The organism is Mesorhizobium sp. B2-3-14 (genome assembly GCF_006442175.1).
Classification (GTDB): Bacteria; Pseudomonadota; Alphaproteobacteria; order Rhizobiales; family Rhizobiaceae; genus Mesorhizobium; species Mesorhizobium australicum.
The window spans coordinates 96,622-122,229 of record NZ_VFVP01000006.1; the positions used below are offsets into that span (position 1 = coordinate 96,622).

30 protein-coding genes are annotated in these 25,608 nt (G+C 62.9%); 14 read left to right on the plus strand and 16 right to left on the minus strand.

What is annotated here, in order from left to right; all coding sequences use genetic code 11:
- Positions 1 to 4: 4 nt before the first annotated feature.
- The 3 genes from FJ950_RS17275 to hemF form a co-directional block, all read right to left on the minus strand.
- Positions 5 to 190: a DUF1059 domain-containing protein gene (locus FJ950_RS17275; protein WP_015316061.1), complete on the minus strand. Its 186-nt coding sequence runs from the start codon at positions 188 to 190 to the stop codon at positions 5 to 7.
- Positions 191 to 377: 187 nt separating this feature from the next.
- Positions 378 to 872, minus strand: coding sequence for a DUF1344 domain-containing protein (locus FJ950_RS29820; protein WP_246681331.1), 495 nt, complete (start codon positions 870 to 872; stop codon positions 378 to 380).
- A gap of 63 nt (positions 873 to 935) precedes the next feature.
- On the minus strand, positions 936 to 1,850 hold the full coding sequence (gene hemF / locus FJ950_RS17285) for an oxygen-dependent coproporphyrinogen oxidase (RefSeq protein ID WP_140617679.1): 915 nt from the start codon (positions 1,848 to 1,850) through the stop codon (positions 936 to 938).
- Positions 1,851 to 2,018: 168 nt separating this feature from the next.
- Between hemF and FJ950_RS17290 the strand changes: the two genes are divergently transcribed.
- On the plus strand, positions 2,019 to 2,276 hold the full coding sequence (locus tag FJ950_RS17290; protein ID WP_023770299.1) for a hypothetical protein: 258 nt from the start codon (positions 2,019 to 2,021) through the stop codon (positions 2,274 to 2,276).
- On the opposite strand, the gene soxR is transcribed toward FJ950_RS17290, so the two are convergent.
- Both soxR and FJ950_RS17300 read right to left on the minus strand, forming a co-directional pair.
- Positions 2,273 to 2,719, minus strand: coding sequence for a redox-sensitive transcriptional activator SoxR (gene soxR / locus FJ950_RS17295; RefSeq protein WP_140617680.1), 447 nt, complete (start codon positions 2,717 to 2,719; stop codon positions 2,273 to 2,275). The two genes, FJ950_RS17290 and soxR, sit on opposite strands and share 4 nt — an antisense overlap.
- Before the next feature lie 130 nt (positions 2,720 to 2,849).
- Positions 2,850 to 3,308, minus strand: coding sequence for a tRNA (cytidine(34)-2'-O)-methyltransferase (locus FJ950_RS17300; RefSeq protein WP_140617681.1), 459 nt, complete (start codon positions 3,306 to 3,308; stop codon positions 2,850 to 2,852).
- Between the two features lie 283 nt (positions 3,309 to 3,591).
- Here FJ950_RS17300 and FJ950_RS17305 point away from each other — a divergent pair, with 283 nt between their 5' ends.
- From FJ950_RS17305 to FJ950_RS17325, 5 genes are read left to right on the plus strand one after another with little or no spacing between them, the layout of a single operon-like run.
- Positions 3,592 to 4,113, plus strand: coding sequence for a hypothetical protein (locus tag FJ950_RS17305; RefSeq protein ID WP_181171289.1), 522 nt, complete (start codon positions 3,592 to 3,594; stop codon positions 4,111 to 4,113).
- Positions 4,114 to 4,142: 29 nt separating this feature from the next.
- Complete coding sequence (locus FJ950_RS17310; RefSeq protein WP_140617682.1) at positions 4,143 to 6,029, plus strand: ABC transporter ATP-binding protein; 1,887 nt, start codon at positions 4,143 to 4,145, stop codon at positions 6,027 to 6,029.
- A 10-nt stretch (positions 6,030 to 6,039) separates the two neighbouring features.
- Positions 6,040 to 7,923 (plus strand): ABC transporter ATP-binding protein, encoded by a 1,884-nt coding sequence (locus tag FJ950_RS17315; protein WP_140617683.1) that lies wholly within the window; start codon positions 6,040 to 6,042, stop codon positions 7,921 to 7,923.
- A gap of 4 nt (positions 7,924 to 7,927) precedes the next feature.
- The gene (locus tag FJ950_RS17320) at positions 7,928 to 8,419 is read left to right on the plus strand and encodes a GNAT family N-acetyltransferase (RefSeq protein ID WP_140617684.1); all 492 of its coding nucleotides are present in this window, start codon (positions 7,928 to 7,930) and stop codon (positions 8,417 to 8,419) included.
- A gap of 1 nt (position 8,420) precedes the next feature.
- Positions 8,421 to 8,732 carry a DUF6665 family protein gene (locus tag FJ950_RS17325; protein ID WP_140617685.1) on the plus strand — a complete coding sequence of 104 codons (312 nt, stop codon included), beginning with the start codon at positions 8,421 to 8,423 and terminating at the stop codon, positions 8,730 to 8,732.
- A 16-nt stretch (positions 8,733 to 8,748) separates the two neighbouring features.
- Here FJ950_RS17325 and FJ950_RS17330 read toward each other — a convergent pair whose 3' ends face one another.
- Entirely contained in the window at positions 8,749 to 9,093 is a 345-nt protein-coding gene (locus FJ950_RS17330; protein ID WP_140617686.1) for a cupin domain-containing protein, read from the minus strand.
- Between the two features lie 315 nt (positions 9,094 to 9,408).
- Between FJ950_RS17330 and petA the strand changes: the two genes are divergently transcribed.
- From petA to FJ950_RS17355, 5 genes are all read left to right on the plus strand, one after another.
- Positions 9,409 to 9,969 carry a ubiquinol-cytochrome c reductase iron-sulfur subunit gene (petA, locus tag FJ950_RS17335; protein ID WP_140617687.1) on the plus strand — a complete coding sequence of 187 codons (561 nt, stop codon included), beginning with the start codon at positions 9,409 to 9,411 and terminating at the stop codon, positions 9,967 to 9,969.
- A 16-nt stretch (positions 9,970 to 9,985) separates the two neighbouring features.
- Positions 9,986 to 11,287 (plus strand): cytochrome b N-terminal domain-containing protein, encoded by a 1,302-nt coding sequence (locus FJ950_RS17340; RefSeq protein WP_015316074.1) that lies wholly within the window; start codon positions 9,986 to 9,988, stop codon positions 11,285 to 11,287.
- A gap of 27 nt (positions 11,288 to 11,314) precedes the next feature.
- A complete protein-coding gene (locus FJ950_RS17345) occupies positions 11,315 to 12,187 on the plus strand; it encodes a cytochrome c1 (protein WP_140617688.1) in 873 nt (290 codons plus the stop codon).
- Between the two features lie 283 nt (positions 12,188 to 12,470).
- Entirely contained in the window at positions 12,471 to 13,166 is a 696-nt protein-coding gene (locus FJ950_RS17350; protein ID WP_015316076.1) for a phosphatase PAP2 family protein, read from the plus strand.
- Between the two features lie 231 nt (positions 13,167 to 13,397).
- The gene (locus FJ950_RS17355; RefSeq protein ID WP_015316077.1) at positions 13,398 to 13,943 is read left to right on the plus strand and encodes an adenine phosphoribosyltransferase; all 546 of its coding nucleotides are present in this window, start codon (positions 13,398 to 13,400) and stop codon (positions 13,941 to 13,943) included.
- A gap of 115 nt (positions 13,944 to 14,058) precedes the next feature.
- Here FJ950_RS17355 and FJ950_RS17360 read toward each other — a convergent pair whose 3' ends face one another.
- The 3 genes from FJ950_RS17360 to FJ950_RS17370 all read right to left on the minus strand — a co-directional run bounded on the left by FJ950_RS17360 (position 14,059) and on the right by FJ950_RS17370 (position 16,509).
- Positions 14,059 to 14,559 carry a MaoC family dehydratase gene (locus FJ950_RS17360; RefSeq protein ID WP_140617689.1) on the minus strand — a complete coding sequence of 167 codons (501 nt, stop codon included), beginning with the start codon at positions 14,557 to 14,559 and terminating at the stop codon, positions 14,059 to 14,061.
- Positions 14,556 to 15,023 (minus strand): MaoC family dehydratase, encoded by a 468-nt coding sequence (locus FJ950_RS17365; RefSeq protein ID WP_140617690.1) that lies wholly within the window; start codon positions 15,021 to 15,023, stop codon positions 14,556 to 14,558. The genes FJ950_RS17360 and FJ950_RS17365 overlap by 4 nt, the downstream gene beginning before the upstream one ends.
- 151 nt (positions 15,024 to 15,174) lie before the next feature.
- Entirely contained in the window at positions 15,175 to 16,509 is a 1,335-nt protein-coding gene (locus FJ950_RS17370; RefSeq protein WP_140617691.1) for a solute carrier family 23 protein, read from the minus strand.
- A 136-nt stretch (positions 16,510 to 16,645) separates the two neighbouring features.
- Between FJ950_RS17370 and guaD the strand changes: the two genes are divergently transcribed.
- Entirely contained in the window at positions 16,646 to 18,013 is a 1,368-nt protein-coding gene (gene guaD, locus FJ950_RS17375; protein WP_140617692.1) for a guanine deaminase, read from the plus strand.
- A gap of 115 nt (positions 18,014 to 18,128) precedes the next feature.
- Here guaD and FJ950_RS17380 read toward each other — a convergent pair whose 3' ends face one another.
- The 6 genes from FJ950_RS17380 to FJ950_RS17405 all read right to left on the minus strand — a co-directional run bounded on the left by FJ950_RS17380 (position 18,129) and on the right by FJ950_RS17405 (position 22,236).
- Positions 18,129 to 18,503, minus strand: coding sequence for a helix-turn-helix transcriptional regulator (locus FJ950_RS17380; RefSeq protein ID WP_140617693.1), 375 nt, complete (start codon positions 18,501 to 18,503; stop codon positions 18,129 to 18,131).
- Between the two features lie 4 nt (positions 18,504 to 18,507).
- The gene (locus FJ950_RS17385) at positions 18,508 to 18,765 is read right to left on the minus strand and encodes a type II toxin-antitoxin system RelE/ParE family toxin (protein ID WP_224529458.1); all 258 of its coding nucleotides are present in this window, start codon (positions 18,763 to 18,765) and stop codon (positions 18,508 to 18,510) included.
- A gap of 198 nt (positions 18,766 to 18,963) precedes the next feature.
- Positions 18,964 to 20,067 carry a redox-regulated ATPase YchF gene (gene ychF / locus FJ950_RS17390; RefSeq protein ID WP_015316083.1) on the minus strand — a complete coding sequence of 368 codons (1,104 nt, stop codon included), beginning with the start codon at positions 20,065 to 20,067 and terminating at the stop codon, positions 18,964 to 18,966.
- A gap of 96 nt (positions 20,068 to 20,163) precedes the next feature.
- Positions 20,164 to 20,904, minus strand: coding sequence for an aminoacyl-tRNA hydrolase (pth, locus tag FJ950_RS17395; protein ID WP_140617694.1), 741 nt, complete (start codon positions 20,902 to 20,904; stop codon positions 20,164 to 20,166).
- Positions 20,905 to 20,928: 24 nt separating this feature from the next.
- Positions 20,929 to 21,570: a 50S ribosomal protein L25/general stress protein Ctc gene (locus FJ950_RS17400; protein WP_015316085.1), complete on the minus strand. Its 642-nt coding sequence runs from the start codon at positions 21,568 to 21,570 to the stop codon at positions 20,929 to 20,931.
- A 237-nt stretch (positions 21,571 to 21,807) separates the two neighbouring features.
- A complete protein-coding gene (locus FJ950_RS17405; RefSeq protein WP_140617695.1) occupies positions 21,808 to 22,236 on the minus strand; it encodes a MarR family transcriptional regulator in 429 nt (142 codons plus the stop codon).
- 151 nt (positions 22,237 to 22,387) lie between these two features.
- Between FJ950_RS17405 and FJ950_RS17410 the strand changes: the two genes are divergently transcribed.
- Positions 22,388 to 23,245 carry an alpha/beta hydrolase gene (locus FJ950_RS17410; protein WP_140617696.1) on the plus strand — a complete coding sequence of 286 codons (858 nt, stop codon included), beginning with the start codon at positions 22,388 to 22,390 and terminating at the stop codon, positions 23,243 to 23,245.
- 67 nt (positions 23,246 to 23,312) lie between these two features.
- On the opposite strand, the gene FJ950_RS17415 is transcribed toward FJ950_RS17410, so the two are convergent.
- The gene (locus FJ950_RS17415) at positions 23,313 to 24,554 is read right to left on the minus strand and encodes an MFS transporter (RefSeq protein WP_015316088.1); all 1,242 of its coding nucleotides are present in this window, start codon (positions 24,552 to 24,554) and stop codon (positions 23,313 to 23,315) included.
- Between the two features lie 140 nt (positions 24,555 to 24,694).
- Between FJ950_RS17415 and FJ950_RS17420 the strand changes: the two genes are divergently transcribed.
- Positions 24,695 to 25,591 carry a helix-turn-helix transcriptional regulator gene (locus FJ950_RS17420; protein WP_140617697.1) on the plus strand — a complete coding sequence of 299 codons (897 nt, stop codon included), beginning with the start codon at positions 24,695 to 24,697 and terminating at the stop codon, positions 25,589 to 25,591.
- The last annotated feature ends 17 nt before the right edge of the window (positions 25,592 to 25,608 follow it).

Here is a 25,608-nt window from a genome sequence, read left to right on the forward strand (position 1 = left end):
AGGATCATGCCGCGTCGCGGACCTTCTCAATTCGGGAGCGGATAGCCTCGATCATCGTCTCGCGGATGGTCGTTTCGCCATGTGTCTCACGCATATGCTCGACGGCACGGCGCATCACTTCGGCCTCCTCGCCGGCACGAGTATGCCACTCACAGCCGGGAACCAGCGACCCGCAGTGAAATTCCTTCATCGGATTTCTCCTTTTCCTCCGTGGAGCCTGCGAGGCTCCGGTACTTTTTTGGCTCATGATCCGACTTTTCCGATCATGGGCGGGGGTGAGAACCATAACACAGATGGTGTGATATTGGTTGCGGTCAACGGTGAAAGGGCGGAGCAGCGCTGCTCCGCCCTCTTACGCTAGCCCGGCGGGCAGGCCGTCACTTCACGATCTTGACTGCCTCGGCAACTTTGTCCTTGCCGCTCATGTCCCACGAAATTCTGACCTTCTCGCCCACCTTCAGGCCAGGATCCTTGAAGGTTTGGGGAAGCGTAAAAGACGATCCATTGTCGAGAACCAGGCTCTTGGCCGTCGCATCGAAGCTCTTGACCGTTCCGGTGGTGTGCTTGACGGCGGCGAACGCCACCGAACCGGAAGCAAGAAAGGCAGCCGCGGCAGCGGAAACAATGATCTTTCTCATGCTGATATACTCCTGGGAAAGCGGCCATCCTTTGACGAAGATGATCCGCATCGTCTTCGGGCCGTCCGGTCGCGTCGAGTCGCGGTTCGCCTGTTCCGATGCAATTCCGAAGGGAAAACCGCATTTTCCTGGAATTGCCCTCAGGCAAACCACCGGCGCTTCCCGACCCGAATGCGATAAATAACCCAGTTTTTTCAGATGGATATTAGACGAAAAAGATATCCATTGCGTCACATTCCGCGCCCAGATTCCAACAATGGGACATCAATGCGGCCTCACATCGCGCTCACAATTTTTTTATGGCCAGCGCACCTCCGGCGGCAGGCTGGACAGGATCGAGGCGACATTGCCGCCGGTCTTCAGCCCGAAGATGGTGCCGCGATCGTGAAGAAGGTTGAATTCGACATAGCGGCCGCGGCGAACGAGCTGTTCGTCGCGGTCGCCATCGGTCCAGTTCTCGTTGAAGTTGGCGCGCACGAGGTGACCGTAGACCACGAGAAAAGAGCGCCCGACATCCTGGACGAAGTTGAAATTGGCATTCCAGCCGCCCTTCTCTTCTTCCGGATGCAGGTAGTCGAAGAAGATGCCGCCGGTGCCGCGCGGCTCGTTGCGGTGCGGCAGGAAGAAGTACTCGTCGCACCAGGCCTTGAATTTCGGATAGTCGGCGACGGCGGCATTCTTCTCGCAAGCGAATTGCATGGCACGCTGGAAGGCTATCGTGTCGGGATCGTCCTGCGTGCGGCGGCGGTCGAGCACCGGCGTCAGATCGGCGCCGCCGCCGAACCACTGGCGCGAGGTCACCACCATGCGGGTGTTCATATGCACGGCCGGAACGTTGGGGTTCCATGGGTGCGCGATCAGTGAAATGCCCGATGCCCAGAAGCGCGGGTCTTCCTCGGCGCCGGGCATCTGCTTCCTGAACTCGGGCGAGAACTCGCCATGAACAGTCGAAGTGTGGACGCCGACCTTCTCGAAGACGCGGCCGTGCATCATCGACATGGTGCCGCCACCGCCCTTGCCGTGATCGCGCTCCCAGGGCGTCTTTTCGAAACGGCCCGGTGACCACGAAGCCAGCGGCCCGCCGAGATCCTGCTCGATCTGCTCGAAAGCGCCGCAGATGCGCTCGCGCAGCGCCTCGAACCAAAGCCGGGCCTTCATCTTCTTCTCTTCGATGTCGGCAGGCAGCCCCGCCGGTATTTCAGGTCGTTCCAAGTGCCGTCTCCGGTTGCGGGGCGGTGAGTCGACAAAAGACTCGTCTTTTCCGGGCGCGATCCCTAATCTCTTAAGGGATAGGGTCAAGTCACTTTGGTTTCGCGCATGATCCTTTCCGAAACCCGATTCCGATTTCGGGGTCATGCGCCAGGTGCAAGGAGTTGTTTCGTGCGCACCCCGGCAAGACCGCCGCTGGATGGCCTGAAGAAAAGGCTCGATCAAAGCCGGGCCGAGCGCGCACGCATGCCGCGCGACGGTTTTTTGCGCGAGACCTTCGTCCTGCCGCGCTCGGACGCCCGTCTCAAGGCCAAGGAATGGTTCGAGCGCTTCCCCAAGCAGGCCTACTGGACCGAGATCGAAAGCTGGTTCGAACGCCCGGGCGATCTGATCGAGTTCACGATAAGGCGGCTGCCAGCCGCGGATTAGCGCTCGGCCAGCAGGCGCCTCGCGCCCGTTCCCTCCCTTGCCAGCCGATCCCCCTTATTGCGAAGCGGGCATTTGTCGATCGACATGCAGCCGCAGCCTATGCAGTCGGTCAAGCCGTCGCGCAGCTTCCTTAGCTGGCTGATTTTCTGGTCGAGGCTATCGCGCCAAGCCGTTGAAAGCAGATTCCAATCCTCGCGCGTCGGCGTGCGGCCTTCAGGTAGTGATTCAAGCGCGGCACCGATTTCCGCGAGCGAGATGCCGACCTCCTGGGCAATCCGGATTATGGCCACCCGGCGCAGCACGTCACGGCCGTAGCGCCGCTGGTTGCCTGCCGTGCGATGGCTGCTGATCAGACCGCGGGCTTCGTAGAAATGCAGTGCCGACACAGCCACGCCGCTGCGCGCGGCCACCTGGCCGACCGTCAATTCCGTTACCGGCGCCATTTTCGCACTTTCCGCTTGACCTCAAGTTAAGTTGAGCTTGTAGCCAAGAAAGCCTGACTGTGCAAACCAAAGGAGAAGGCGGATGTGCGCCTGGGCAAAAATCACCGCTGACGGCGCTGCCGGCGATCCCCTATCGGAGTTGCCGGACGGCTTCGCCCGCCACCATGGCGACGGAAAGGGCGACGTTGATGCTGCGCGCGCCGGGCTGCATCGGGATGGTCAGCCGCGCATCCGCCGCCTGATGGACTGGATCCGGCACCCCCGCGGATTCGCGACCGAACAGGAGGATGTCGCGGTCGGTGAAGCTGAAGTCGGTGTAGGGGGTCGTAGCCTTGGTCGACAGCAGCACCATGCGATCCGCGCGGGCCTTGCGCCACTCCTCGAAGGCGTCCCAGTCGACATGCCGGGTCAGGGCAGCCATTTCGAGGTAGTCCATGCCGGCGCGCTTAAGCGCTTTGTCGGAGAGCGGAAAGCCGGCCGGCTCGATGATGTCGACGCCGAGGCCGAGGCAAGCGGCGAAGCGCAGGATTGTCCCGGTATTGCCGGCAATGTCAGGCTGGTAGAGCGCGATGCGGAGACCACGGTTCACTTCCGCGTCCTTCTAATAAGTGGCAGATCGGCCACAGCAGCTTCCTGGTTTTGGAAATTCCTGGACCTGCGGGTGGCCATTTTTTTCGAAGTCGGGTATACGACCAGCATTGTCAACCCGAACCGATGGAGGGGTAATTCATGATGGCCATGTACATCCAGCGCCCCACCTGTGGGCTTATTTGCGCCCTGGCGGTTTCGGTACGACGTTTCTCCTGATCTTTTAGACACTTCCGCACCGATTTCCGCCGAAACCATACCCTGGTCTTCGAAGGAATCCCGCGATGTTTTTCAAGCTGCCGAGGGGGTCGATGGCCCCGTTCCAACGCGTTCCGACTGATCCGCCGCCGATCCCGCGGCACGATGTCGATCATCCTTTTTATCTCTATTTCAACACGGAGGACGGACCGATGTTCGATCCCTATAGAATACCGGGCTCGAGGAGCCTGCAACACCCGAAGGTGGTGGCTTGGGCGCTGTTGATCGGCGACACCTATTCGTCGGCGGTTCATGCCGAAGTACGCCGGCGTCCACATCGCGGCATGCTGCCGGATGTCGATTTCTCGCGCGCGGTACCCGATCCGAGCCGGCCGTCCCTGGTGCGCCGGATCATCCGGCTGATCCGGCCAGGCGCGAAAAACCGGACTGGTGGCGCCATGTCGTCAGGATCGACAAAGGTGGCTGTCGGCGAAAAGCCGGCGAACCCCTATATAGCGCGAAGCAGGGCCGACGCTCCGGATGATCCCGGAGCGTCGGCCCTCGATGCCATGCGGTCCGAGGACTTCGTACGCCGCCAAGCCGCGTAAGCGGAAAACAGATATCACAAGCGTGACCTATGTTGTTGTTTAGCTGGTTTGAAAGAAAGCTCGATCCGTTCCCGGCCGCGGAACCGGTCGAGCCGCCCAAGACGCTTGTTGCCTTCTGCCTGCATTATACGCGCGGGGCATGGCCCTATATTCTTGTCGATGCGGTGCTGGTCGCGGCCATCGCCATCGCGGAAGTGTGGATGTTCGGCTTCCTCGGCCGCATCGTCGACTGGCTGTCGGGGCAGAACCGCGAGACCTTCCTGCAGACGGAGGGCTGGAAGCTCGCCGGCATGGCCTTCATCGTATTGTTTGCGCTGCCCGGCACGGTCTGGCTGCATTCCCTGCTCAACCAGCAGACGCTGATGGGCAATTACCCGATGCGCATCCGCTGGCAGGTGCACCGCTACCTGCTCAAGCAATCGATGAGCTTCTACCAGGACGAGTTCGCCGGCCGCATCGCCACCAAGCTGATGCAGACCGCGCTTGCCGTGCGCGAATGCGTCATCAAGGTGATCGACGTCCTGAACTACGTCGTCGTCTATTTCCTCGGCATGCTGTTGATCGTCGGTTCGGCCGACTGGCGGCTGGCCGCGCCGCTCGGCGTCTGGATGGTCGGCTACATCCTGCTGCTGCGCTTCTTCATCCCGCGCCTGGGCAAGGTCGGCGAGGAGCAGGCCAATGCGCGCTCGACCATGACCGGTCGCGTCGTCGACAGCTACACCAACATCCAGACGGTCAAGCTGTTTTCCCATTCACGCCGCGAGGCCGCCTTCGCCAGGGAAGGCATGATGGGCTTCCTCGACACGGTCTACCGGTCGATGCGGCTGGTGACACTGCTGTTCGGCTCGCTCTACATACTGAACGCGCTGCTGCTGTTCTCGGTCACCGCCATCTCGCTGTGGCTGTGGATGGGGCAAGTGGTGACGATCGGTGCGGTCGCGGTGGTCATCGGCCTGGTGCTCCGGATGTGGGGCATGTCGCAGTGGATCATGTGGGAAATGTCGAGCCTGTTCGAGAATATCGGCACGGTGCAGGACGGCATTGCCTCGATTTCGTTGCCGCGCCTTGTCGAGGACAGGCCGGATGCCAAGGAGATCATCGTTTCCAAAGGCGATATCCGCTTCGAGGATATCCGCTTCCACTACGGCAAGCAGAAGGGCGTCATCGAAAACCTGTCGCTGGCGGTGAAGCCGGGCGAGAAGGTCGGCATTGTCGGCCGCTCGGGCGCCGGCAAGTCGACGCTGGTCAATCTCCTCCTGCGCTTCTACGACCTGGAAAGCGGCCGGATCCTGATCGACGGCCAGGAGATCGCCGGCATGAAACAGGATTCGCTGCGCGCCCAGATCGGGATGGTCACGCAGGACACCTCGCTGCTGCATCGTTCGGTGCGCGAGAACATCCTCTATGGCCGGCCCGATGCCACCGACGAGATGCTGCTCGAGGCGGCGCGGCGAGCCGAGGCGATGGATTTCATATCAGGACTTTCGGATCATCATGGACGCAAGGGGTTCGACGCCTATGTGGGCGACCGCGGCGTCAAACTGTCGGGCGGTCAGCGGCAACGCATCGCCATTGCTCGCGTTATGTTGAAGGACGCGCCCATACTTATCCTTGACGAGGCGACGTCGGCGCTCGATTCCGAGGCGGAAGCCGCCATCCAGGAGAACCTCTACAAGCTCATGCAAGGCAAGACCGTCATCGCCATCGCGCACCGGCTGTCGACCATCGCGGCGATGGACAGGCTCGTCGTGATGGACCAGGGTCGCGTCATCGAGGAGGGCTCGCACGAGGAACTGGTCGCCAGAGGCGGGCTCTACGCGCAGCTCTGGCAGCGCCAGTCGGGTGGGTTCCTGCTCGATGACGTCCCAGTCGAAGCCGCCAATGACGCAATAGCAAAGGGGCAAGCCGCAGAATGATGGCCGCCGCATGATGACAGCCGTCTACCGCTGGTTCGAGACCTGGGTCTACCCGTTCAGGGAGCCGGCGAATCTTCGGCCACCGGCCAGCGTCACGGGCTTCCTCTGGCACTATGTCGGGCAAGCGAAGTTCGCCTTCTTCGCCATGCTGCTCATCGGCGGCATCGCGCCGCTGGTCGAGGCCGGCCTGTTCTATTTCGTCGGACGGCTGGTCGATATTCTCGACCAATTGCCCGGCGAACGGAGCTGGCACGCGCTGTGGGCCGCCGCCGGCCCCGAACTGGTGTTCATGGTCGCGGTGGTGCTAGTCATCCGCACCGTGGTGGTCGGGTTGTCGGCGCTGGTCGACGAACAGACGATCACGCCCGGCTTCTACAATCTGGTGCGCTGGCAGGCGCACCGGCACGTCTCGCGCCAGTCCTACGCCTTCTTCCAGAACGATTTTGCCGGCCGCATCGCGACGAAAGTCTGGCAAGCCGGGCAGGCGACGGGCGACCTGATGGAAAGCTTCATCGAGGTCGTCTGGTTCATGGTCGTCTATACGGTGACGACGCTGGCGCTGGTCGCCGGGCTTGACCTCAGGCTGGCGGCACTCGTGGTGGTCTGGATCACCGCCTTCGGCTTTCTGGCGAAGCGCTATTTGCCGGCAATCCGCAAGCACGCCGAAGCGACGGCGGAGGCGGGCTCCATGATCAATGGCCGCATTGTCGATTCCTACTCCAACGTGCAGACGCTGAAACTGTTCGCGGCCGACGGCGACGATCGCTACATCAGGAACGGCTTCGACATCTATCTCGACGCATTGCGGCCCTTCACCCGCCGCTTGACCGGCGTGCGCATGGCGCTGACGACGCTGTCGGGCATCATGATCACGGCGATCGGCTGCTTTGCCGTTTATCTCTGGGTCGAGGGCTCGATCACCGTCGGGGCGGTCGCCTTCACGCTCAGCCTGGTGCTGCGGCTCAACATGCTGCTCGGCCGGCTGATGATGCAGATGAACGGCATCTTGCGGAATCTCGGCGTGCTGGAGAACTCCAAGGCGCTGATCTCGCAGCCGCTCGGCCTGACCGATGCACCGGACGCAAAGGAACTGGTCGTGGCGGGCGGGCGCATCGACGTGAAAAATGTCGAGTTCCACTACGGCAAGGGGTTTGGGGTGCTGAACGGCATCGACCTTGTCGTCAAGCCGGGCGAGAAAGTCGGGCTGGTCGGGCCTTCGGGCGCCGGCAAGACGACGCTGGCGAACCTTATCCTGCGCCTCTACGATCTCGAAAGCGGCGAGATCACCATCGACGGCCAGGACGTCTCTGGTGTGACGCAGGATTCGCTGCGCGCCAATATCGGCGTCGTCAGCCAGGATACGGCCCTGTTCCACCGTTCGCTGCGTGACAACATCAAGCTCGGCATGCCCGACGCAACCGACGCGCAGGTCATCGCGGCGGCGAAAAAAGCCGAGGCCCATGAATTCATCCTGACTTTGCGCGACAACAGGGACCGCCAGGGCTACGAAGCCTTTGTCGGCGAGCGCGGCGTCAAGCTGTCGGGCGGTCAGCGTCAGCGCGTGGCGATCGCCCGCGTCTTCCTCAAGGACGCGCCGGTCCTGATCCTCGACGAGGCGACGTCGGCGCTCGATTCCGACATCGAGGCGGCGATCCAGGAGAATCTGACGCGGCTGATGGAGAACAAGACCGTGATCGCGATTGCCCACCGGCTGTCGACGATCGCGGCACTTGACCGCCTGGTGGTGCTCGACGGCGGCCGCATCGTCGAGCAAGGCACGCATGACGAACTGGTGGCGCTCGACGGGCTTTATGCCCGGCTGTGGAAGCGCCAGTCCGGCGGGTTCCTCTATCACGAGGAAAGCGTGCTGGAAGAGACGCGGCCGGCGGAGTAGGCGCATGGTTGGATCGGCAGAGCTCAGTCCGGAGATCGGCCCAGAGATCGGCTACACGCTCAAGCGTTTGCGGCCAACCGTGCCGGCCTTCGACATGCTGAAGGAAGAGAGCCGGCTGGAAGGCTACTGGATGCTGGTGCGTCTGGGCGATGGCTGGGCAAGCGGCCGCAACAAGTTCCTGAAGCGGGGCGAGGCGCTGTTCGGAGCCTGGCATGGCGCCGAACTCGCCGGTGTCTGCGGGCTGAACATCGATCCCTATTTCGAGGGCAGGGATCACGGTCGGGTCCGCCACCTGTTCGTCAGCGCGCGTCACCGTCGCGCCGGCCTTGGCCGGACGCTGGTCGAGACCGTGATCGACCGAGCCCGCCAGTATTTCACCGTGTTGAACACCCGCGCGCCGCCGGAAGCCTTCGCTTTCTATGAACGGCTTGGTTTTCAGCCCGTGGAGGGCGAAGAATTCGTCACCCACCGCATGGTGTTCAGGAAAGGGAACTGAAATGTCCTTGCGTCCGCCATCCCATCTTGCCGGCACATCGGCCGCCGACGCGGCCTTCGACGCGCTTGGCCATGAAATCCTGGCAGAGAAGGCGGCGGCGCTCGGGCGGGCCGGCCAGCGAGTCGAAGATACGCTGGGCAGATTGCGCGACAATACCGACGAGCAGTTGCGCCCCCGTCTGCTCAAGGAGGCTGCCGTGGCCGTTCACGCCTATTTCATCCAGCGCGAACTGTGCGGCCTTCGCAAGCATGACGCCGTGATCCGCGAATACAATATTCCCAGGGCGGTTCTAGTGAGGCTGGGCGCCGCGTAAAATCAGTTTTTAGGAATCACTCCAGCCACTCGGTGATGAAGCTGCCGTTTTCGTGAATGTCGGTCGTTTCCAGCGGACCGGGACCGAGATTGGTGAATTTGTGCGGCGTGTTGGGCGGCACGATCAGGATCTGCCCCGCCGAAGCCTCGATTTCCTGGTCACCGACCGTGAAGAGGCCGGTTCCCTGGCGGATGATGAAGATCTCCGCATAGGGATGGGCGTGCAGCCGCGGGCCGCCGCCGACGTCGGGCAGGTGATTGAAGATCAGGCAGGAGTTTGAGCCGTAGGCACCGCACTGCAGTTCGCCCTTCCAGTGGTCGGAACGAACAGCCCATTGCTCGCGATCGATGACGTGCGCCATGCGAAGGAGGATAGATCACACCGGCGCCCTGTGTCGAGGCAAGCCGGAGCCTTGGATTTTGCTGATATTTCCCGGTTGTTTAGCCGCCTTTTGCAGCCATTCGCCGTCCCGCCGGACACGAGGGGATTTTGTCCCCGCGACAATCTGCCCTTGTGCCTTCACCCGTCTGGACAAAAACGGGCTTCACGCATAAACCGAAGTCCAAATGCCGGAGGAATTCGCTAGCCTGTTCGCCATGCGCTGTCGGGTTGGCGTGATTGAGCGGGGAACAAGGCTCGGCCACCGGCGCGGAAGAGGCGAAAGGATCAGGCACCCGTGAGCGCAACCGACATCCACGATCCCAATCGTCGAGATTTTCTCTACGTCGCCACCGGCATGGCCGCCGTGGTCGGCGCCGGTGCCGTGGCTTGGCCGTTCATCGACCAGATGCGCCCCGACGCCTCGACGCTGGCGCTCGCTTCGGTCGAGGTCGATGTCTCCTCGCTGGCGCCTGGCAGCTCGCTGATCGTCAAGTGGCGCGGCAAGCCGGTCGTGGTGCGCAACCGCACCGAGAAGGAAATGAAGGACGGCGAGGCCGTCAGCCTCTCCGATCTCAAGGATCCGATTGCCCGCAACGCCAATTTGCCGTCCGATGCGCCGGCGACCGACGCCAACCGCACCACGCCAGGCAAGGAAGCCTGGATGGTGATGGTTCAGGTCTGCACCCATCTGGGCTGCATCCCGCTCGGCCAGGAAGGCGATTTCGGCGGCTGGTTCTGCCCGTGCCACGGTTCGCAATACGACACGGCCGGCCGCATCCGCAAAGGCCCGGCGCCGGAGAACATGGCGATTCCGGTATTCAAATTCGTTTCCGACACCAAACTCCTTATCGGTTGAGGCAGGGGATATTTCGATGAGCGAGGGACACTCGACCTACACGCCGAAGACCGGTATCGAACGCTGGTTCGACGCCCGCATGCCGCTGCCCAGGATGGTCTATGACAGCTTCATCGCCTATCCGGTGCCGCGCAACCTGAACTATATGTGGACCTTCGGCGGCATCCTGGCGATCATGCTGGTGGCGCAGATCCTGACCGGCATCGTGCTGGCCATGCACTATACGGCCGACACCAATCTCGCCTTCGGTTCGGTCGAAAAGATCATGCGCGACGTGAATTCCGGATGGCTGCTGCGCTACATGCACGCCAACGGCGCCTCGTTCTTCTTTATCGCCGTCTATTTGCACATCTTCCGCGGCCTCTATTACGGCTCCTACAAGGCGCCGCGCGAGCTGCTGTGGATCCTCGGCTGCATCATCTACCTCCTGATGATGGCGACCGGTTTCATGGGCTATGTGCTGCCATGGGGGCAGATGAGCTTCTGGGGCGCCACTGTCATCACCGGCTTCTTCAGCGCCATTCCGCTGGTTGGCGACTGGATCCAGCAGCTCCTGCTCGGCGGCTTCGCCGTCGACAATCCGACGCTGAACCGCTTCTTCGCCCTGCATTACCTGCTGCCGTTCATGATTGCCGGCGTCGTCGTTCTGCATGTCTGGGCGCTGCATGTCGTCGGCCAGTCGAACCCGACCGGCATCGAGGTCAAGTCGAAGACAGATACCGTGGCCTTCACGCCCTACGCGACCATCAAGGACGCGTTCGGCATGATCGTGTTCCTGTTCGTCTTCGCCTACTTCGTCTTCTACCTGCCGAACTATCTCGGCCATCCGGACAACTACACGGTCGCCAACCCGCTTAAGACGCCGGCCCATATCGTCCCGGAATGGTACTTCCTGCCGTTCTACGCAATCCTGCGCGCCATCACGTTCAACATCGGGCCGATCAATTCCAAGCTCGGCGGCGTGCTGTGCATGTTCGGCGCCATCGTCATGCTGTTCCTGGTGCCGTGGCTCGACACCTCCAAGGTGCGCTCGGCGGTCTACCGGCCCTGGTACAAGCTGTTTTTCTGGCTGTTCGTGGCCGATGCCATCCTGCTGGGCTGGCTGGGCTCGCAGCCGGCGGAAGGCAGCTATGTGTTCATGGCGCAGATGGCGACGCTGTTCTACTTCGCCTTCTTCCTGATCGCGCTGCCGGTGCTCGGCTTGATCGAGACACCCCGCAGGCTGCCGAACTCGATCACCGAGGCGGTGCTCGAAAAGAACAAGGGTGGCAGCGGACATCCGGCGGGCGCCACGGCAGCACCTGAGACCAAGGGCTGAGCGGTAGAGAATCTAAGGGGATTTGGCATGAAAAAGATTCTCACTTCGCTTGCGCTGGTCGGCCTCGTGGCCGCCGGCACCGGAGTTGCAGGCACTTGCGCGTTCGCGGCCGAAGAGGCGCACAACGCGGCGGCACCGACGCATTTCCCGATCAACGAGCCGAAGGAAATGAGCTGGAGCTTCACCGGCCCGTTCGGCACCTATGACAAGGCGCAGTTGCAGCGCGGCCTGAAGGTCTACAAGGAAGTCTGCTCGGCCTGCCATTCGATGAACCTGGTGGCGTTCCGCACGCTTTCGGACCTCGGCTACAGCGACGCGCAGATCAAGACGCTGTCAGCCGAATACACCATCCATGACGGTCCCAACGATGCCGGCGACATGTTCGACCGTCCCGGCAAGCCGTCCGACCATTTCCCGGCACCGTTCGCCAATGAGGAAGCCGCCGCTGCCTCCAATGGCGGCGCGGCGCCGCCGGATATGTCGTTGCTGGCCAAGGCGCGCGGCGTCGAGCGCGGCTTCCCGCAGTTCGTCTTCGATATCTTCACCCAGTATGATGCCGGTGGTCCCGACTACATCCATTCGCTCTTGACCGGCTACGACCAGACGCCGCCCGCCGGCATGGTCATCCCCGAAGGCACACACTACAACCCGTACTTCATGTCCGGCGTGTCGCTGAAGATGCCCAAGCCGCTCTCCGACGGCCAGGTCACCTATGACGACGGCTCGCCGCAGACCATCGACCAGTATTCCCGCGACGTGGCTGCCTTCCTGACATGGGCTGCCGAGCCGCACATGGAAGACCGCAAGAAGATGGGCTTCCGCGTGCTGGTGTTCCTGCTTCTGTTCGGCGCCCTGGTCTACCTGACCAAGCGCAAGGTGTGGGAAGCCGTCGCGCACTAGGCCTGTTGATCTTCAGGTGAGGCCGGTCTGCAAACGATGGCTTCCTGCGCTTCCGGTGCTCACGTACTTCAAGTACGCTCCGCTCCGGTTCTCGGAAACCATCGTTTTCGATTCAGCCTGATCTGAATCTCAAAAGGCCTTGGGTCGTTCAGTGCACAACATGGGGCGCCGCGAGGCGCCCTTTCTGCTTTTTGAGTGGATTGCGCCTCCACGTCTCGGCGGTGTCACATGGCCGTCACCACACATCGCGATCCTGCGGCGCTCTCATCAAAGGATCACGCTCATGAAAAGATACGCATCGCTTGCGGCAGGCCTGCTGCTGCTCGTCGTTGGTTCCGCGGCCCGCGCCGAAGACGCAAAACCATTCATCACCAACAAGGATGTCGACCTGACGATGATCCTGCCGCCGCCGCCGGCCAATGATTCGGCTGAGACCAAGGCCGAGCTTGGCGAAGTGCTGACCATGCAGGTCACGCGCACACCCGAGATGGAAGCCCGCGCCATCGCCGACGCCGAGGAAAACGTCTGGCGTTTCGCCGATGTCATGGGGCCGAATTTCAACAAGGACAAGCTGCCGAAATTCAGCGCCTTCTTCGATCGCGTGGTGGAGACCGAAGGCGCCGTCGTCGATCCGGCCAAGGATGTCTGGAAGCGCCCGCGTCCGCACCAGCTCAGCGATCTCGTCAAGCCGGTGGTCAAGCTGTCGAGCTCCGGTTCCTGGCCGTCCGGCCATGCGACCGTCGGCACGATGATGGGCATCATCCTGTCCGACATGGTTCCGGAAAGGCGTGCTGAGATCATGGCGCGCGCGGCCGAGTTCGCCCACAACCGCATCGTCGGCGGCATCCACTATCCGTCCGACGTCGAGATGGGCAAGATTTCCGGCAGCGTCATTGCCGCCGTCCTGCTCAACCGGGATGACTTCAAGGCCGAGTACGATGTGGCCAGGGCGGAGCTTCGTTCCGATCTCGGCATGTAGGATTTGGCCGATAGCCATCCGTTCGAGCGGGGCGCCTTCGGGCGCCCCTTTTTCGTGGCTGCGCCCAACAGGAGGAAAATCGCCTGGTGGTTGCTCCCAGCCCGTAGTCAATTCCTTTGCCGGATGCGCTTGTCTCGGTCGCCACATCGCGCTAGCCGTTGTCGGTCGCGCCGGGTTACGATCGGCCCCGCGCCGTTTCACTTTGTCAGCCGGATCATTCGGAGCCGCTTCATGAAACCTTCTCTCGAAGACACGCTGCTGGCCTCGATCCGTACCATCCCGGACTATCCCAAGCCCGGCATCCTGTTTCGCGACATCACCACGCTGCTCGGCAATGCGCGCGCCTTCCGCCGCGCCATCGACGAGCTGGTGCATCCCTATGCCGGGCAGAAGATCGACAAGATCGCCGGCATCGAAGCGCGCGGCTTTATCCTGGGCGGCGCCGTCGCCCACCAGCTCTCGGCCGGCTTCGTGCCGATCCGCAAGAAGGGCAAGCTGCCTTATGAGACCGTGCGCGTCGCCTACAGCCTGGAATACGGGCTGGATGAGATGGAGATGCACAAGGACGGCGTCGCGCCCGGCGAGAAGGTGATCCTGGTCGACGATCTGATCGCCACCGGCGGCACGGCGGAAGCGGCGGTCAAGCTGCTGCGCCAGATCGGCGCCGACATTCTCGCCGCCTGTTTCGTCATCGACCTGCCGGATTTGGGCGGGCGCGCCAAGCTCGAAGCGCTCGGCGTGCCGGTGCGAACGCTGATCGGGTTCGAGGGGGTTTGAGACCGGTTTGCCGAAGGCAAATTGAAAGGTCCAGTGGACCTTTCAAAGATCTCGAACGCCGGGAGCGATAGCGAAGGGCAGGGAGGCAACACGATAACCAGCGCGGGTGCCGCCCTCATCCGCCTTCGGCCACGCCATAAACGGGGCGAAGGAAGAGACTATCCACCTTCACCAGCACCGCGCTTTCGAACTCCAGCACCTTGCCGCCGGTCGAATCAGTGGCCTCGCAGAGGAGCGCCAGCAACCGCCAGCCGGGGCGGGACGCGATGGGGCGGTGGGACAGCGCCGTGCGCGTGAAGGTGATGGTTTGCCCGGCAAAGACGGGCTTCAGCCACTTCAGGTTCTTGAATCCGGGCGAGGGGCCGAATTCGGGCACCGGGCCGTCCCAGCCTTCGGCGTCCAGGCGGCTCTCCAGGTTCAGCTTCATCCAGGTGGCGGCGGTATGCCAGCCGGAGGCGCAGAGGCCGCCGAGCACGCTCTTCTTCGCGGCCTCTTCGTCGATGTGAAAGATCTGCGGGTCGTATTTGCGGGCGAACGCTTTGATCGCCTCGGGCTCGAATCTGTGCGAGCCCAGCGTCACCGTGGTGCCGATGCGGAAGAATTCGTCGAGCGTCATGCCGCATTCCCCGCGTCGCGCGTCAGGAACATGACGGAGTTCTCGAGCTCGAAGACGCTTTCGCCGCGCTGGTTGACCAGTTCGCTGCGCATGGTCACGAAGCCGAGTTGCGGCTTCGATTTCGACAGGCGCCTGGCCAGAACCACCAGGCTGCCCCGCAGCGTATCGCCGGCGAGCACCGGCTTCTTCCATTTGACCTGATCGACTCCTGGTGCGCCCTGGCAGGTGGAGTCCAGCAGGAAGGCATCGCACAGCATGCGCATGAACATGGCGCAGGTGTGCCAGCCTGAAGCCGAGAGGCCGCCCAGGATACTCGCCTTGCCGGCCTCCTCGTCGAGATGCATCGGCTGGGCATCGAACTCGCTGGCGAACTCGATGATTTCGGCCGCGCTTACCTGTTTGGTGCCGAGATCGAACGAGATCCCCTCGACGAAGTCCTCATAGGCCCATGTCTTGCCGGTCATGGTCTGGCATCCCTGCAGAACGCGCGATCCGCATGGATCGGCAAACCCGGATGCAGTCCGCGGGCGATTTGGTCAAGCCCTTTCTGGTGAGCCAGCCGGCGCGATCGGGCCCGCGGCGGCCGTAGGGGCCAGCCGCGGCGCCTCCGATCGCCTAGCGGGCGTTCGGCAGGATCTGGTGCAGGACGATCGCCCAGACGGCGCCGAAGGCGATGGATGAGCCCAGAATGTACTGCACGATATCGGGCAGCGTCTTGACGAAATCCGGCGGTACCAGCGTGGCGAACAGCGCCATCAGGATGGGCAGGCCGATGACCAGCATGTTGCGTTCGGTCAGCGGCGTCCCGCGCACCACCCGAAAACCGTTCATGGCGATGACGACGCACAGCACACCGAAGACGCCGCCGATGACCGGCCCCGGGATTGAGGCGATGACCGCCGAAAGCTTGCCGATCAGCCCGAACAGCACCAGGAAGATGCCGGCCGCCCCGAAGGCGGCACGGCTGGCGATGCCGGTGATGGCGATGATGCCGGCGTTGGACGAATAGCCGGTGACCGGCGTGCTGCACAGCAGCGCGCTGATCAGGCAGCCGAGACCTTCGCCGGTGGCGCCCCGGTCGAGCTGCTCGTCCGAGAGCGGCTTGTCGATGACGGCACCGACCGCGAACCAGGTGCCGGTGGTTTCGGCCAGGACGACGATGTAGACGATCAGCATGGTCAGCGTCGCCGACCAGGAGAAGGTCACGTCGAGATTGAGGAAGGCGATGCGCGGCATGGAAAACCAGGTCTCGGCGGAAACGCCCGTCATGTCGAGCTGGCCCATGAAGGCGGCGGCCACGCTGCCAGCCACAAGCGCGATGATCACGGACAGCAGGCGCAGCCATGCGCCTTTCGCGCCAAGCGCCATGCCGATCAGCATGCAGCCGACAAGCACCGCCGCGGCGACGAAGGCGAGGACGATGTTGCCGCCGACGGTGGCGGTGCCGTGGACAGCGAAGACGCTCTCCTTCAGTGCCACCGGCATCAGCGCGACGCCGACGACGATGATGATGGCGCCGCCGACGATGGACGGCACGAAGCGGTTGACGAGGCGGTGGAAGAGCTTTGTCGGCGATCCCAGAAGCATGACCAGTATGGCGCCCGGAATGAGTGCGCCGATCACGGCCGACAGGCCCGGCAGGCCGCCGCCGGCGCCAAAGGCAATCGCCAGCACCGCGCCGATCGGGACGAAGGACGGTCCCTGGACGACGGGCAGCCGCATCAGCAACTGCGACTGGATCAGGGTTGCGATGCCTGCCGCCACGAAGGCCGACTGGATGAAGGCGCCGGCGTCGCCGACGCTGAAGGCAAGCACCGACGCGATGATGAACGGCACGATATAGACGTCCATCGCCAGCACGTGCTGGAGGCCGAGCAGGGCGGCCTTGCCCAGGGGCAACGGACCGTCCGGCTGGGCGATCAAACTGATTTCTGGCGCAACGCGTTCCATGATGTCCCCTCTGGAAATCCCCGGCCGATCATGGGATCAGTCGGCGGCAAAGGACAGCGGCGGAAATGTTTGCCAACTGTTTTCTTCTAGGCCACGCATTGGCAGCCCCGCCCGCCAGCAGCACCGGAGCGACGATATGACGGCAGATCCTTTCATGCTGCTCGGCACCGCCTTCCATACGCCTGAGCGCGGCAGGCTGGAGGTGCTGGAGGAGCACCTGTTCTGCGTCGATGCACAGGGGCGTATCGCCGAGATCCTGGCGCCCGGCCACCCGGAATACACGGCCACGATAAGCGATGCCCGCCGGGCGGGCAGGCTGGTGAAACTTGGCGAGGGGCAGTTCCTGCTGCCGGGGCTCGTCGACCTGCACATCCATGCGCCGCAATGGCCGCAGATGGGCAAGGCGCTGGACGTGCCGCTCGAAGTCTGGCTGCGGAAATACACTTTCCCGCTCGAGGCCCGCTATGCGGATTTGGACTATGCTCGCGCGGTCTATGCTGATCTGGTCGACAATCTGCTCGCCAACGGCACCACCACCGCGCTCTATTTCGCCACCGTCCATGTCGAGGCGAGCGTGGCGCTCGCCGAGACATGTCTTGAGAAAGGCCAGCGTGCCCTGGTCGGCAAGGTGGTGATGGACGACCCCGAACAGTGTCCGCCCTTCTATCGCGATGCCGATGCGGCAAGCGCTGTTTCGGATACCAGGCGCTTCATCGAGGCCGTCATGTCATTGAATCCGGGCGAGAGGCCGCTTGTCCAGCCGGTGATCACGCCGCGCTTCATTCCAAGCTGCACCGACGCGGCCTTGCAGGGGCTGGGCGAACTCGCGGAAGAGTTCGGTTGCCACGTGCAGACCCATTGCTCCGAAAGCGATTGGGCAAAGCAGTTCGTGGAAGCGCGCTTCGGCCAAACGGATGCGGCAAGCCTCGATGGTTTCGGCCTGCTCACCCGTCATACGATCCTGGCGCATTCGAACTTCATCGATGGGCAGGACATGGACCTGATCAAGGAGAAGGGCGCCGGCGTCGCTCATTGCCCGCTGTCCAACGTCTACTTCGCCAACGCAGTGTTTCCGCTTCGCGAGGCGCTCGACCGGCACATGCATGTCGGGCTCGGCACCGATATTTCAGGCGGCTACAGCCCATCGCTGTTCGACGGTTGCCGGAACGCGCTGTCGGCCTCGAGATCATTGCAGAGCGGCGTGCATGCCGGCCTGCCGGCAAAGGAGCGCGGCGCGCCCGGCGAGCCGATCACGCATCAGGAAGCGTTCTGGCTGGCGACCGCGGGAGGCGCGGAAGCGCTCGACCTGCCGACAGGCAGTTTTCGCGTCGGACACGAATTCGACGCGCTGCTGATCGACACCGAAGCGAGCGCCTCGAACATCCATGTCAACGGCGCCGACGATACGCTCGACGACGTCTTTCAGAAGATCGTGCTCAATGCGGCACGGGCCAATATTGCCACTGTTTGGGTCGGAGGCCGGGCGGTGGTCGGCTGTAGCTAAGCTACGCTCACTTGTAGTGGCCTCGCCTGCGCGAATAAACATGGCCCTGTGCCGACGTCGGCAGCGCCTGCGAGCATGGAACACGACAGCCCGTTTTCGTCTTTCGCAACGGGCGCTATACGAGATCGTCAACCGAGAGATTGAGGGCGGCGGCGATGCGCTTGATCGTGTCGAAGCTACCGTCGCGGGTGCCTGTCTCGATCTGCGAGAGATAGCCTGCGCTGATCTCAGTCTTTTCAGCGAGGTCGCGAGCCGAAATCCCGCGATGCTCGCGCCAGACGCGGATCTTATTCTCGCCGTCCAGGATGCGGTTGACGACGGCGACCGGAATAAGCTCCTCCTCGCCGGCAGCGATCTTTTGCTTGATCTGATCGTAGGTTTGAATGTCGGCCACGTCCTCCGCCGCTTCAACAAGGCTCTCGTAATCAGCGAGTGGCAGAATAGCCATACGGTCGCCATTCGGCGTGGTAATGATGGTGGGCTTGTTCATGTCCTCAGTCCTCGTAGATGCTACCGCGCGGTCCGATCTCCAGAATGTCCATTACCGTGCCTTCCTGATCGAAGATAATACGGTAGTCCCCGACCCTAAGCCTGAAGCCTGGCCGGCCTTTCAGCCGTTTGACATTTTTCGCCAAGCTGGCCGGTTCGGCTGCATATTGGCCGATTTTAGCAGTGATCAGCCGAGCCGTGTTGGCGGGCATCCGCGCCAGGGATTTCAGAGCGGCCCTAGTATATCTGAGCGTCAGCGGCACGACTGCATGTTAACTACAAGCTAAAATAGTGCAAGCTAGAAATTTGCGAATAGCAAATAATGGGACATGGCTTTCATCGGTCTCCACCGGGTGCTGATCGGGTGTAAGGCGACTTATGGTCTTCAATACCCCCGCAAGAACTCTGCGGCAGGGATGGTGCTGTCCGACTGACGGTTGGGTCGCTCCGCCGCGACCTCCTCAGGTATTGAACTTGAACAGCATGATGTCGCCGTCCTGGACGACGTACTCCTTGCCTTCGTCGCGTGCCTTGCCGGCTTCCTTGGCCGCCACTTCGCCGCCCAGCGTGACGAAGTCGTTGTAGGCGATGGTCTGGGCGCGGATGAAGCCGCGCTCGAAATCGGTGTGGATGACGCCGGCCGCCTGCGGCGCCTTGGCGCCCTTGTGCACGGTCCAGGCGCGCGTCTCCTTCGGCCCAACGGTGAAATAGGTGATGAGCTGCAACAATTCGTAGCCGGCACGGATCACCTTGTTCAGGCCGGGCTCGTCGAGGCCGAGCGAGGACAGGAATTCCATCTCTTCCTCGTCGGAGAGCTGCGCAACCTCGGCTTCGATCGCGGCCGAAATGACGACAGTGCGGGCGCCCTGCGCTGCGGCCATCTGCTCCACGGCCCTGGTGTGCTCGTTGCCGGTGGCCGCGTCCGCCTCGGCGACGTTGCAGACGTAGAGCACGGGATGTGAGGTCAGAAGGTTCAAGCCCTGCAAAATGTGCAGATCTTCCGCCGAGATGCCGTCGAGCAGGATGCGGGTCGGCTTGCCTGCCTGCAGCAGCTCGAGCGCGGCCTCCATCATCGGCAGCACGGTCGTCGCTTCCTTGTCCTTGCTGCCGGCGCGCTTGCGGAACTGGACGATGCGGCGCTCGAGGCTGTCGAGGTCGGCGAGCATCAGCTCGGTCTCGACCGTCTCGGCGTCGGCGACGGGGTCGATGCGGCCCTCGACATGGGTGATGTCGTCATCCTCGAAGCAGCGCAGCACATGCACGATGGCGTCGACCTCGCGGATGTTGGCGAGGAACTGGTTGCCCAGGCCTTCGCCCTTGGAGGCGCCGCGCACCAGGCCGGCGATGTCGACAAAGGAGATGCGGGTCGGGATGATCTCCTTCGACTTGCCGATCGCCGCGATCTTCTGCAGGCGCGGATCGGGCACCGCCACCTCGCCGGTGTTCGGTTCGATGGTGCAGAACGGGTAGTTGGCGGCCTGCGCGGCGGCCGTTCTCGTCAGCGCGTTGAAGAGCGTCGACTTGCCGACATTGGGCAAGCCAACGATGCCGCATTTGAAACCCATTTTGTCCGGTCCTATCGGGAAAAGCGAAATTTGATGAGGCTATGGGCGATAGGGGTTGGGAACGTCAAGTCCCGTGACGCCGCATGCGCCTACGCTTCAGTCCTTGTTGCCGAACAGTTTCTTCAGCATGGCGGCCATGGGGCCGCTTTCCGGCAGCTTGGCGACCGGCTGCTGAGGGCGGGCCTGGCGGACATGACTTTGCTGTTTCGGGCTCGACTGCTTCCGCGCCGGGTTTTCCGGTTCGGCGCCGGTCTTGCCCTGGACGGCGAGGGCGACCTTGTTCATGAAACCGGATTCGTCGCCCTTGGCGATCATCGCCGCATTGTCGGCGATCGCGTCGAGCAGCGGGTCGAGCCAGTCGCGGTCGGCCTTGGCGAAATCACCGAGCACATGATGCTGGACCATTTCCTTGACGCCGGGATGGCCGACGCCGATGCGCACACGGCGGTACGCATTGCCGACATGGCCGTCGATCGAGCGGATGCCGTTGTGGCCGCCGGCGCCGCCGCCGGTCTTGATGCGCAGCTTGCCTTCGGCAAGGTCGATCTCGTCATAGAAGACGGTGAGGGCGGAAAGGTCGAGCTTGTAGAAGCGCAGCGCTTCGCCGACCGACTGGCCGGACAGGTTCATGAAGGTCTGCGGCTTGATCAGGATGATCTTTTCGCCGCCGAGCGTGCCCTCGGAAATCAGGCCCTGGAACTTCTTCGACCAGGGTGAAAAGGAATGGCGGCGGGCGATAGCGTCCGCCGCCATGAAGCCGACATTGTGCCGGTTTTCAGCGTATTTCGCGCCCGGATTGCCGAGGCCGGCAAAGACAAGCGCTGTCTTTTCTGGCATCGTCGCCTCCGGGCGTGAAAAGAGTTACTTCTCTTCGGCGGCGGGAGCCGCTTCGGGAGCCGCGGCCTCAGCTGTCTCTTCGGTCTCCGGCTTCATCGCCGACGAACCGGCAACGGTCGCGATGGTGAAGTCGCGGTCGGAGATGACGGGCTTGACGCCGGCCGGCAGCTTGACCGACGAGATGTGGATCGAATCGCCAATGTCGGCGCCGGTGAGATCGACGGTGATGAATTCCGGGATCGCATTGGCCGGGCAGTGGAACTCGACTTCGTGACGCACGATGTTGAGCACGCCGCCCCGCTTGATGCCGGGTGACTTGTCTTCATTGATGAAGTGCACGGGAACATCGACGTTGACTTCGGTGTCCTTGCCGATGCGCAGGAAGTCGACATGGACAGGGAAATCCTTGACCGGGTCGAGCTGGAAGTCCTTCGGCAGGACCTGGATCTTCTTGCCGTCGACATCGATCGTGGCGATCGTGGTCAGGAACCCGCCGCCGTGGATCTTGTAGTAGATGTCCTTGTAGGTGAGCGCGATCGCCAGGGGAGGCTGTCTGTCACCATAAATTACTGCAGGCACTTTACCGTTGCGGCGAACTGCACGGGCGGACCCCTTACCGACCTGTTCGCGCGCTTCGGCCTTGAGCTCGTAAGTATCGTGGCTCATGGCTTTTCCTTTCGCGTGTTATGGAGCGCCTACGGTTGGCAATGTACCAGGCCGTAAACGTCGAAAGCCGCCAGACCTCGATGTCCGAATGCCGGAAACCGCAGCGAGCGGATCTTTGTTCGGGATCACAAGGGGAAGGCAGCCTTCCGCCGCGTTGCCTCCAAGGGTGTCTACGCGGGTGGCGGCTCTATAGCGGAAGGCGGGCAGGCGTGCAAGCGGCGGGTGGGAAGGCCGTTGCTACCGGTCGCCGCTCAACGCGTCGCGCAACGCCTGGACCTGCCGGTTCAGCGTGTCGAGTTCGGCCAGCGTCATGCCCGAGCGTTCGACCAGGGTCGCGTTCAGGCAGTTGCACTGGACGAGCAGCTTGCGGCCGGCCGGTGTCAGGTCGACCTGTACCTGGCGCTCGTCGGTCTGGCTGCGCTGGCGGGTAACCAGGCCGGCCTGCTCCATCCGCTTCACCAGCGGCGTGACCGTGCTCGATTCCAGGGCGAGCCTGTGCGCGATCGTGCCGACAGACATGCCGTCGGCCTCGCCCAGCGCGTTGAGCACGAGATATTGCGGATAGGTGATCCCCATCTCGTCCAACATCGGCTTGTAGGTGCGATTGATCGCCATGCTGGTGGCGTAGAGCGTGAAGCAGAGCTGATTGTCCAGCGGGAGAGGCACGGTGAATTCCTTTGCCGATTAAGCGCACGCATTATGTACCACGGAAAAAGATATCGCGATACATATTTCCATGGACAAGAACCTCGAGCTGGGTTAGCGATATTGGTATCGTGATATTGTTTATCGCGACAGCAATCAAACGGAGATTGAGATGACCTCGCAGACCAAACCAGGCTCAGGCAGCGGCACGATCACCACCAAGGACGGCACGCAGATCTATTACAAGGACTGGGGAACCGGTCAGCCCATCGTGTTCCATCACGGCTGGCCGCTGAGCAGCGACGACTGGGATGCACAGATGCTGTTCTTCCTTGGCCAAGGCTACCGGGTCATCGCCCACGACCGCCGCGGCCACGGCCGTTCGACGCAGACGGATATCGGCAACGAGATGGACACCTATGCCGCCGATGTGGCTGAACTTGTCGCGCATCTCGACCTCAAGGACGCGATCCATGTCGGCCATTCGACGGGTGGCGGCGAGGTGGCGCGCTATGTCGCCCAGTATGGAGCGGGCGGCCGTGTCGCGAAGGCAGCGTTGCTCGGCGCGGTGCCGCCGATCATGCTCAAGACCCCGGCCAATCCCGGCGGCCTGCCGATCGAGGTCTTCGACGGCTTCCGCTCGGGCGTCGCCGCCAACCGCGCGCAGCTATATCTGGATGTTCCCGCTGGCCCGTTCTACGGGTTCAACCGTCCGGGCGCCGTGGTCTCGCAGGGCATTATCGACAACTGGTACCGCCAGGGCATGATGGGCGGCACCAAGGCGCATTACGACTGCATCAAAGCCTTCTCGGAGACCGACTTCACCGAAGACCTCGAGAAGATCGACGTGCCGGTGCTGGTCATGCATGGCGACGACGACCAGATCGTTCCCATCGCAGATTCGGCGCTGCTGAGCATCAAGCTGCTCAAGAAGGGCGAGCTCAAGGTCTACAAGGGCTTTCCGCACGGCATGGCCACCACCCACGCCGATGTCATCAACGCCGACCTGCTGGCTTTCTTCAAGGCCTGAAGCCCTCTGCCTGAACAGAAAAAGGCATCCGCCATATGGCGGGTGCCTTTTGCCTGGAACAGATGATTCAAGCGGCCGCTTGCGCCTTCCGGGCTTCCTTCATGTTGGGCAGGAACACCGTCAGCAGCCCCAGGAACGGCAGGTAGGAGCAGATCTGGAAGACGAAGTCGATGCCCTTCATGTCGGCGACGACGCCAAGCACCGCGGCCGCGATGCCGCCGACGCCGAAGGCGAAGCCGAAGAAGATGCCGGCGATCGTGCCGACGCGGCCCGGCACCAACTCCTGCGCGAAGACGACGATGTTGGAGAAGGCCGACGACAGGATGAGGCCGATCAGCACGGTCAGCACCATCGTCCATTCCATGTTGGCGTAGGGCAGCGCCAGGGTGAAGGGCAGGACACCGACGATCGAGAACCAGATCATCGCCTTTTGTCCATAGCGATCGCCGAAGGGACCGCCGAGCAGGATGCCCAGCGCCGAAGAGCCGAGGAAGAGGAACAGCATGACCTGCGACATCTGCACCGAAACGCCGAACTTATGGATGGAATAGAAGGTGTAGTAGCTGGCCAGGCTGGCGATGTAGGCGTTCTTGGTCAGCACCAGCAAGGTCAGCACCGCCAGGGCCCACATTACCTTGCGGCGCGGGAAGGGCGACACGAAGCTTGCCGCCTTGCGATTGCCTTGCGCGGCGCGCAGGCGGCTGTACCAGCCGCCGACCTGCCACAGGATGACGATGCCGATCAGCGAACCGACGGCGAACCAGGCGATGCTGGTCTGGCCGAAGGGCACGACGATGAAGGCGGCCAGCAAGGGACCCATGGACTGGCCGAAATTGCCGCCGACCTGGAACAGCGACTGCGCCAGGCCAAACCGGCCGCCGGATGCGAAGCGGGCAATGCGCGAGGATTCCGGATGGAAGATCGCCGAACCGATGCCGATCAGCGAGGCCCCGATCAGCAGCAGGTAATAGTGCCCGGCATAGGCCAGCACGACCAGGCCGATCAGCGAGGATGCCATGCCCCAGGGCAGCGAGTAAGGCATCGGCCGCTTGTCGGTGACCGCGCCGATGATCGGCTGCAGCAGGGATGCCGTTACCTGGAAGGTGAAGGTCAACAGCCCGATCTGCCAGAAGTCGAGGCCGTAATTGTCCTTCAGAAGCGGATAGATGGCCGATAGCAGCGACTGCATGATGTCGTTGATGGAGTGGCAGAGGCTCACCGCCAGGATAACGGTGAAGGCCGTAGCCTGGGCTGACGCGTGACTGGCGGTCGCAGGCGGCGCGACGCTGGTGGCGGTCGTATCGGTCAAGATAGGCTCCGTAGTCTTTTTGGCGGGGCTGTTCCCGCAGGCGACGTGGCGGGCGCTTCCCGCAGGCAGCCTTATAGTCCGGTTGCCAGGCGACTTCTTTCGTGGTTTGGTCCAATAGTTTCGCAAGTGGGCCATATCGAATGGCAAAAACCAGGGAAATTTTCGGCGCCGGCCACACCGACCTCGAGCAATTGCACGGGCTGCGCTGGCAGTGGCTCGAGCAGGCGGTCGGGCCGGCGGTGGTGCTGCCGACCGAATATCCGGATGGCTACCACGTGCCGCACCACCACCACAGCCGCAGCCAGTTGCTGCATGCGCTGGTCGGCGTCGTGCTGGTGACGACGCGGCATGGGCGCTGGATGGTGCCGCCGGACCATGCGATGTGGATTCCAGCCGGCATCGAACATTCCGTCGAGATGCTCGGCGACGTCTCGATGCGCTCGGTCTATGTCATGCCGCAGGCGATCCCAGGCCTGCCGGAGGGCATGCGCGTGGTCGGCGTCACCGACCTGATGCACAGTCTTATCGTGGAATCCGAGAAGCTGCCGCAAGGCGGCGAACTGGAAGGGCGCGGTGGCCTGATCATGAGCCTGCTCCTGCATGAGATCCCGCAATTGCCGGAGCGGCCGCTCGGCCTGCCGTTCCCGTCGGATCCCAAACTGGCGGCGCTCTGCCGGCGTTTCGTCGCAGCACCCTCACCGCACGCGACGATCGACGAATGGGCCGATACCGTCGGCATGAGCCGGCGCTCCTTCACGCGCGCCTTCCAGCGCCAGACCGGCCTGTCGCTGTCGACGTGGCGCCAGCAGGCCTGCCTCTTCGCTGCGCTGCCGAGGCTCGCCGATGGCGAGCCGATCACGCGGGTGGCGCTCGATCTCGGCTATGACAGCGTGCCGGCCTTCATCACCATGTTCAAGCGCATGCTCGGCTCCTCGCCGCGCGGCTATATGCGCGGTGCACGTGACGCCGGCGAAGGCATGCGGCGAGTCCCGGCCCGGTTGGAGGCGCCGACGCCATCGGCCTTGCCGCAGGAATAACTTGGGCCGCAGGAATA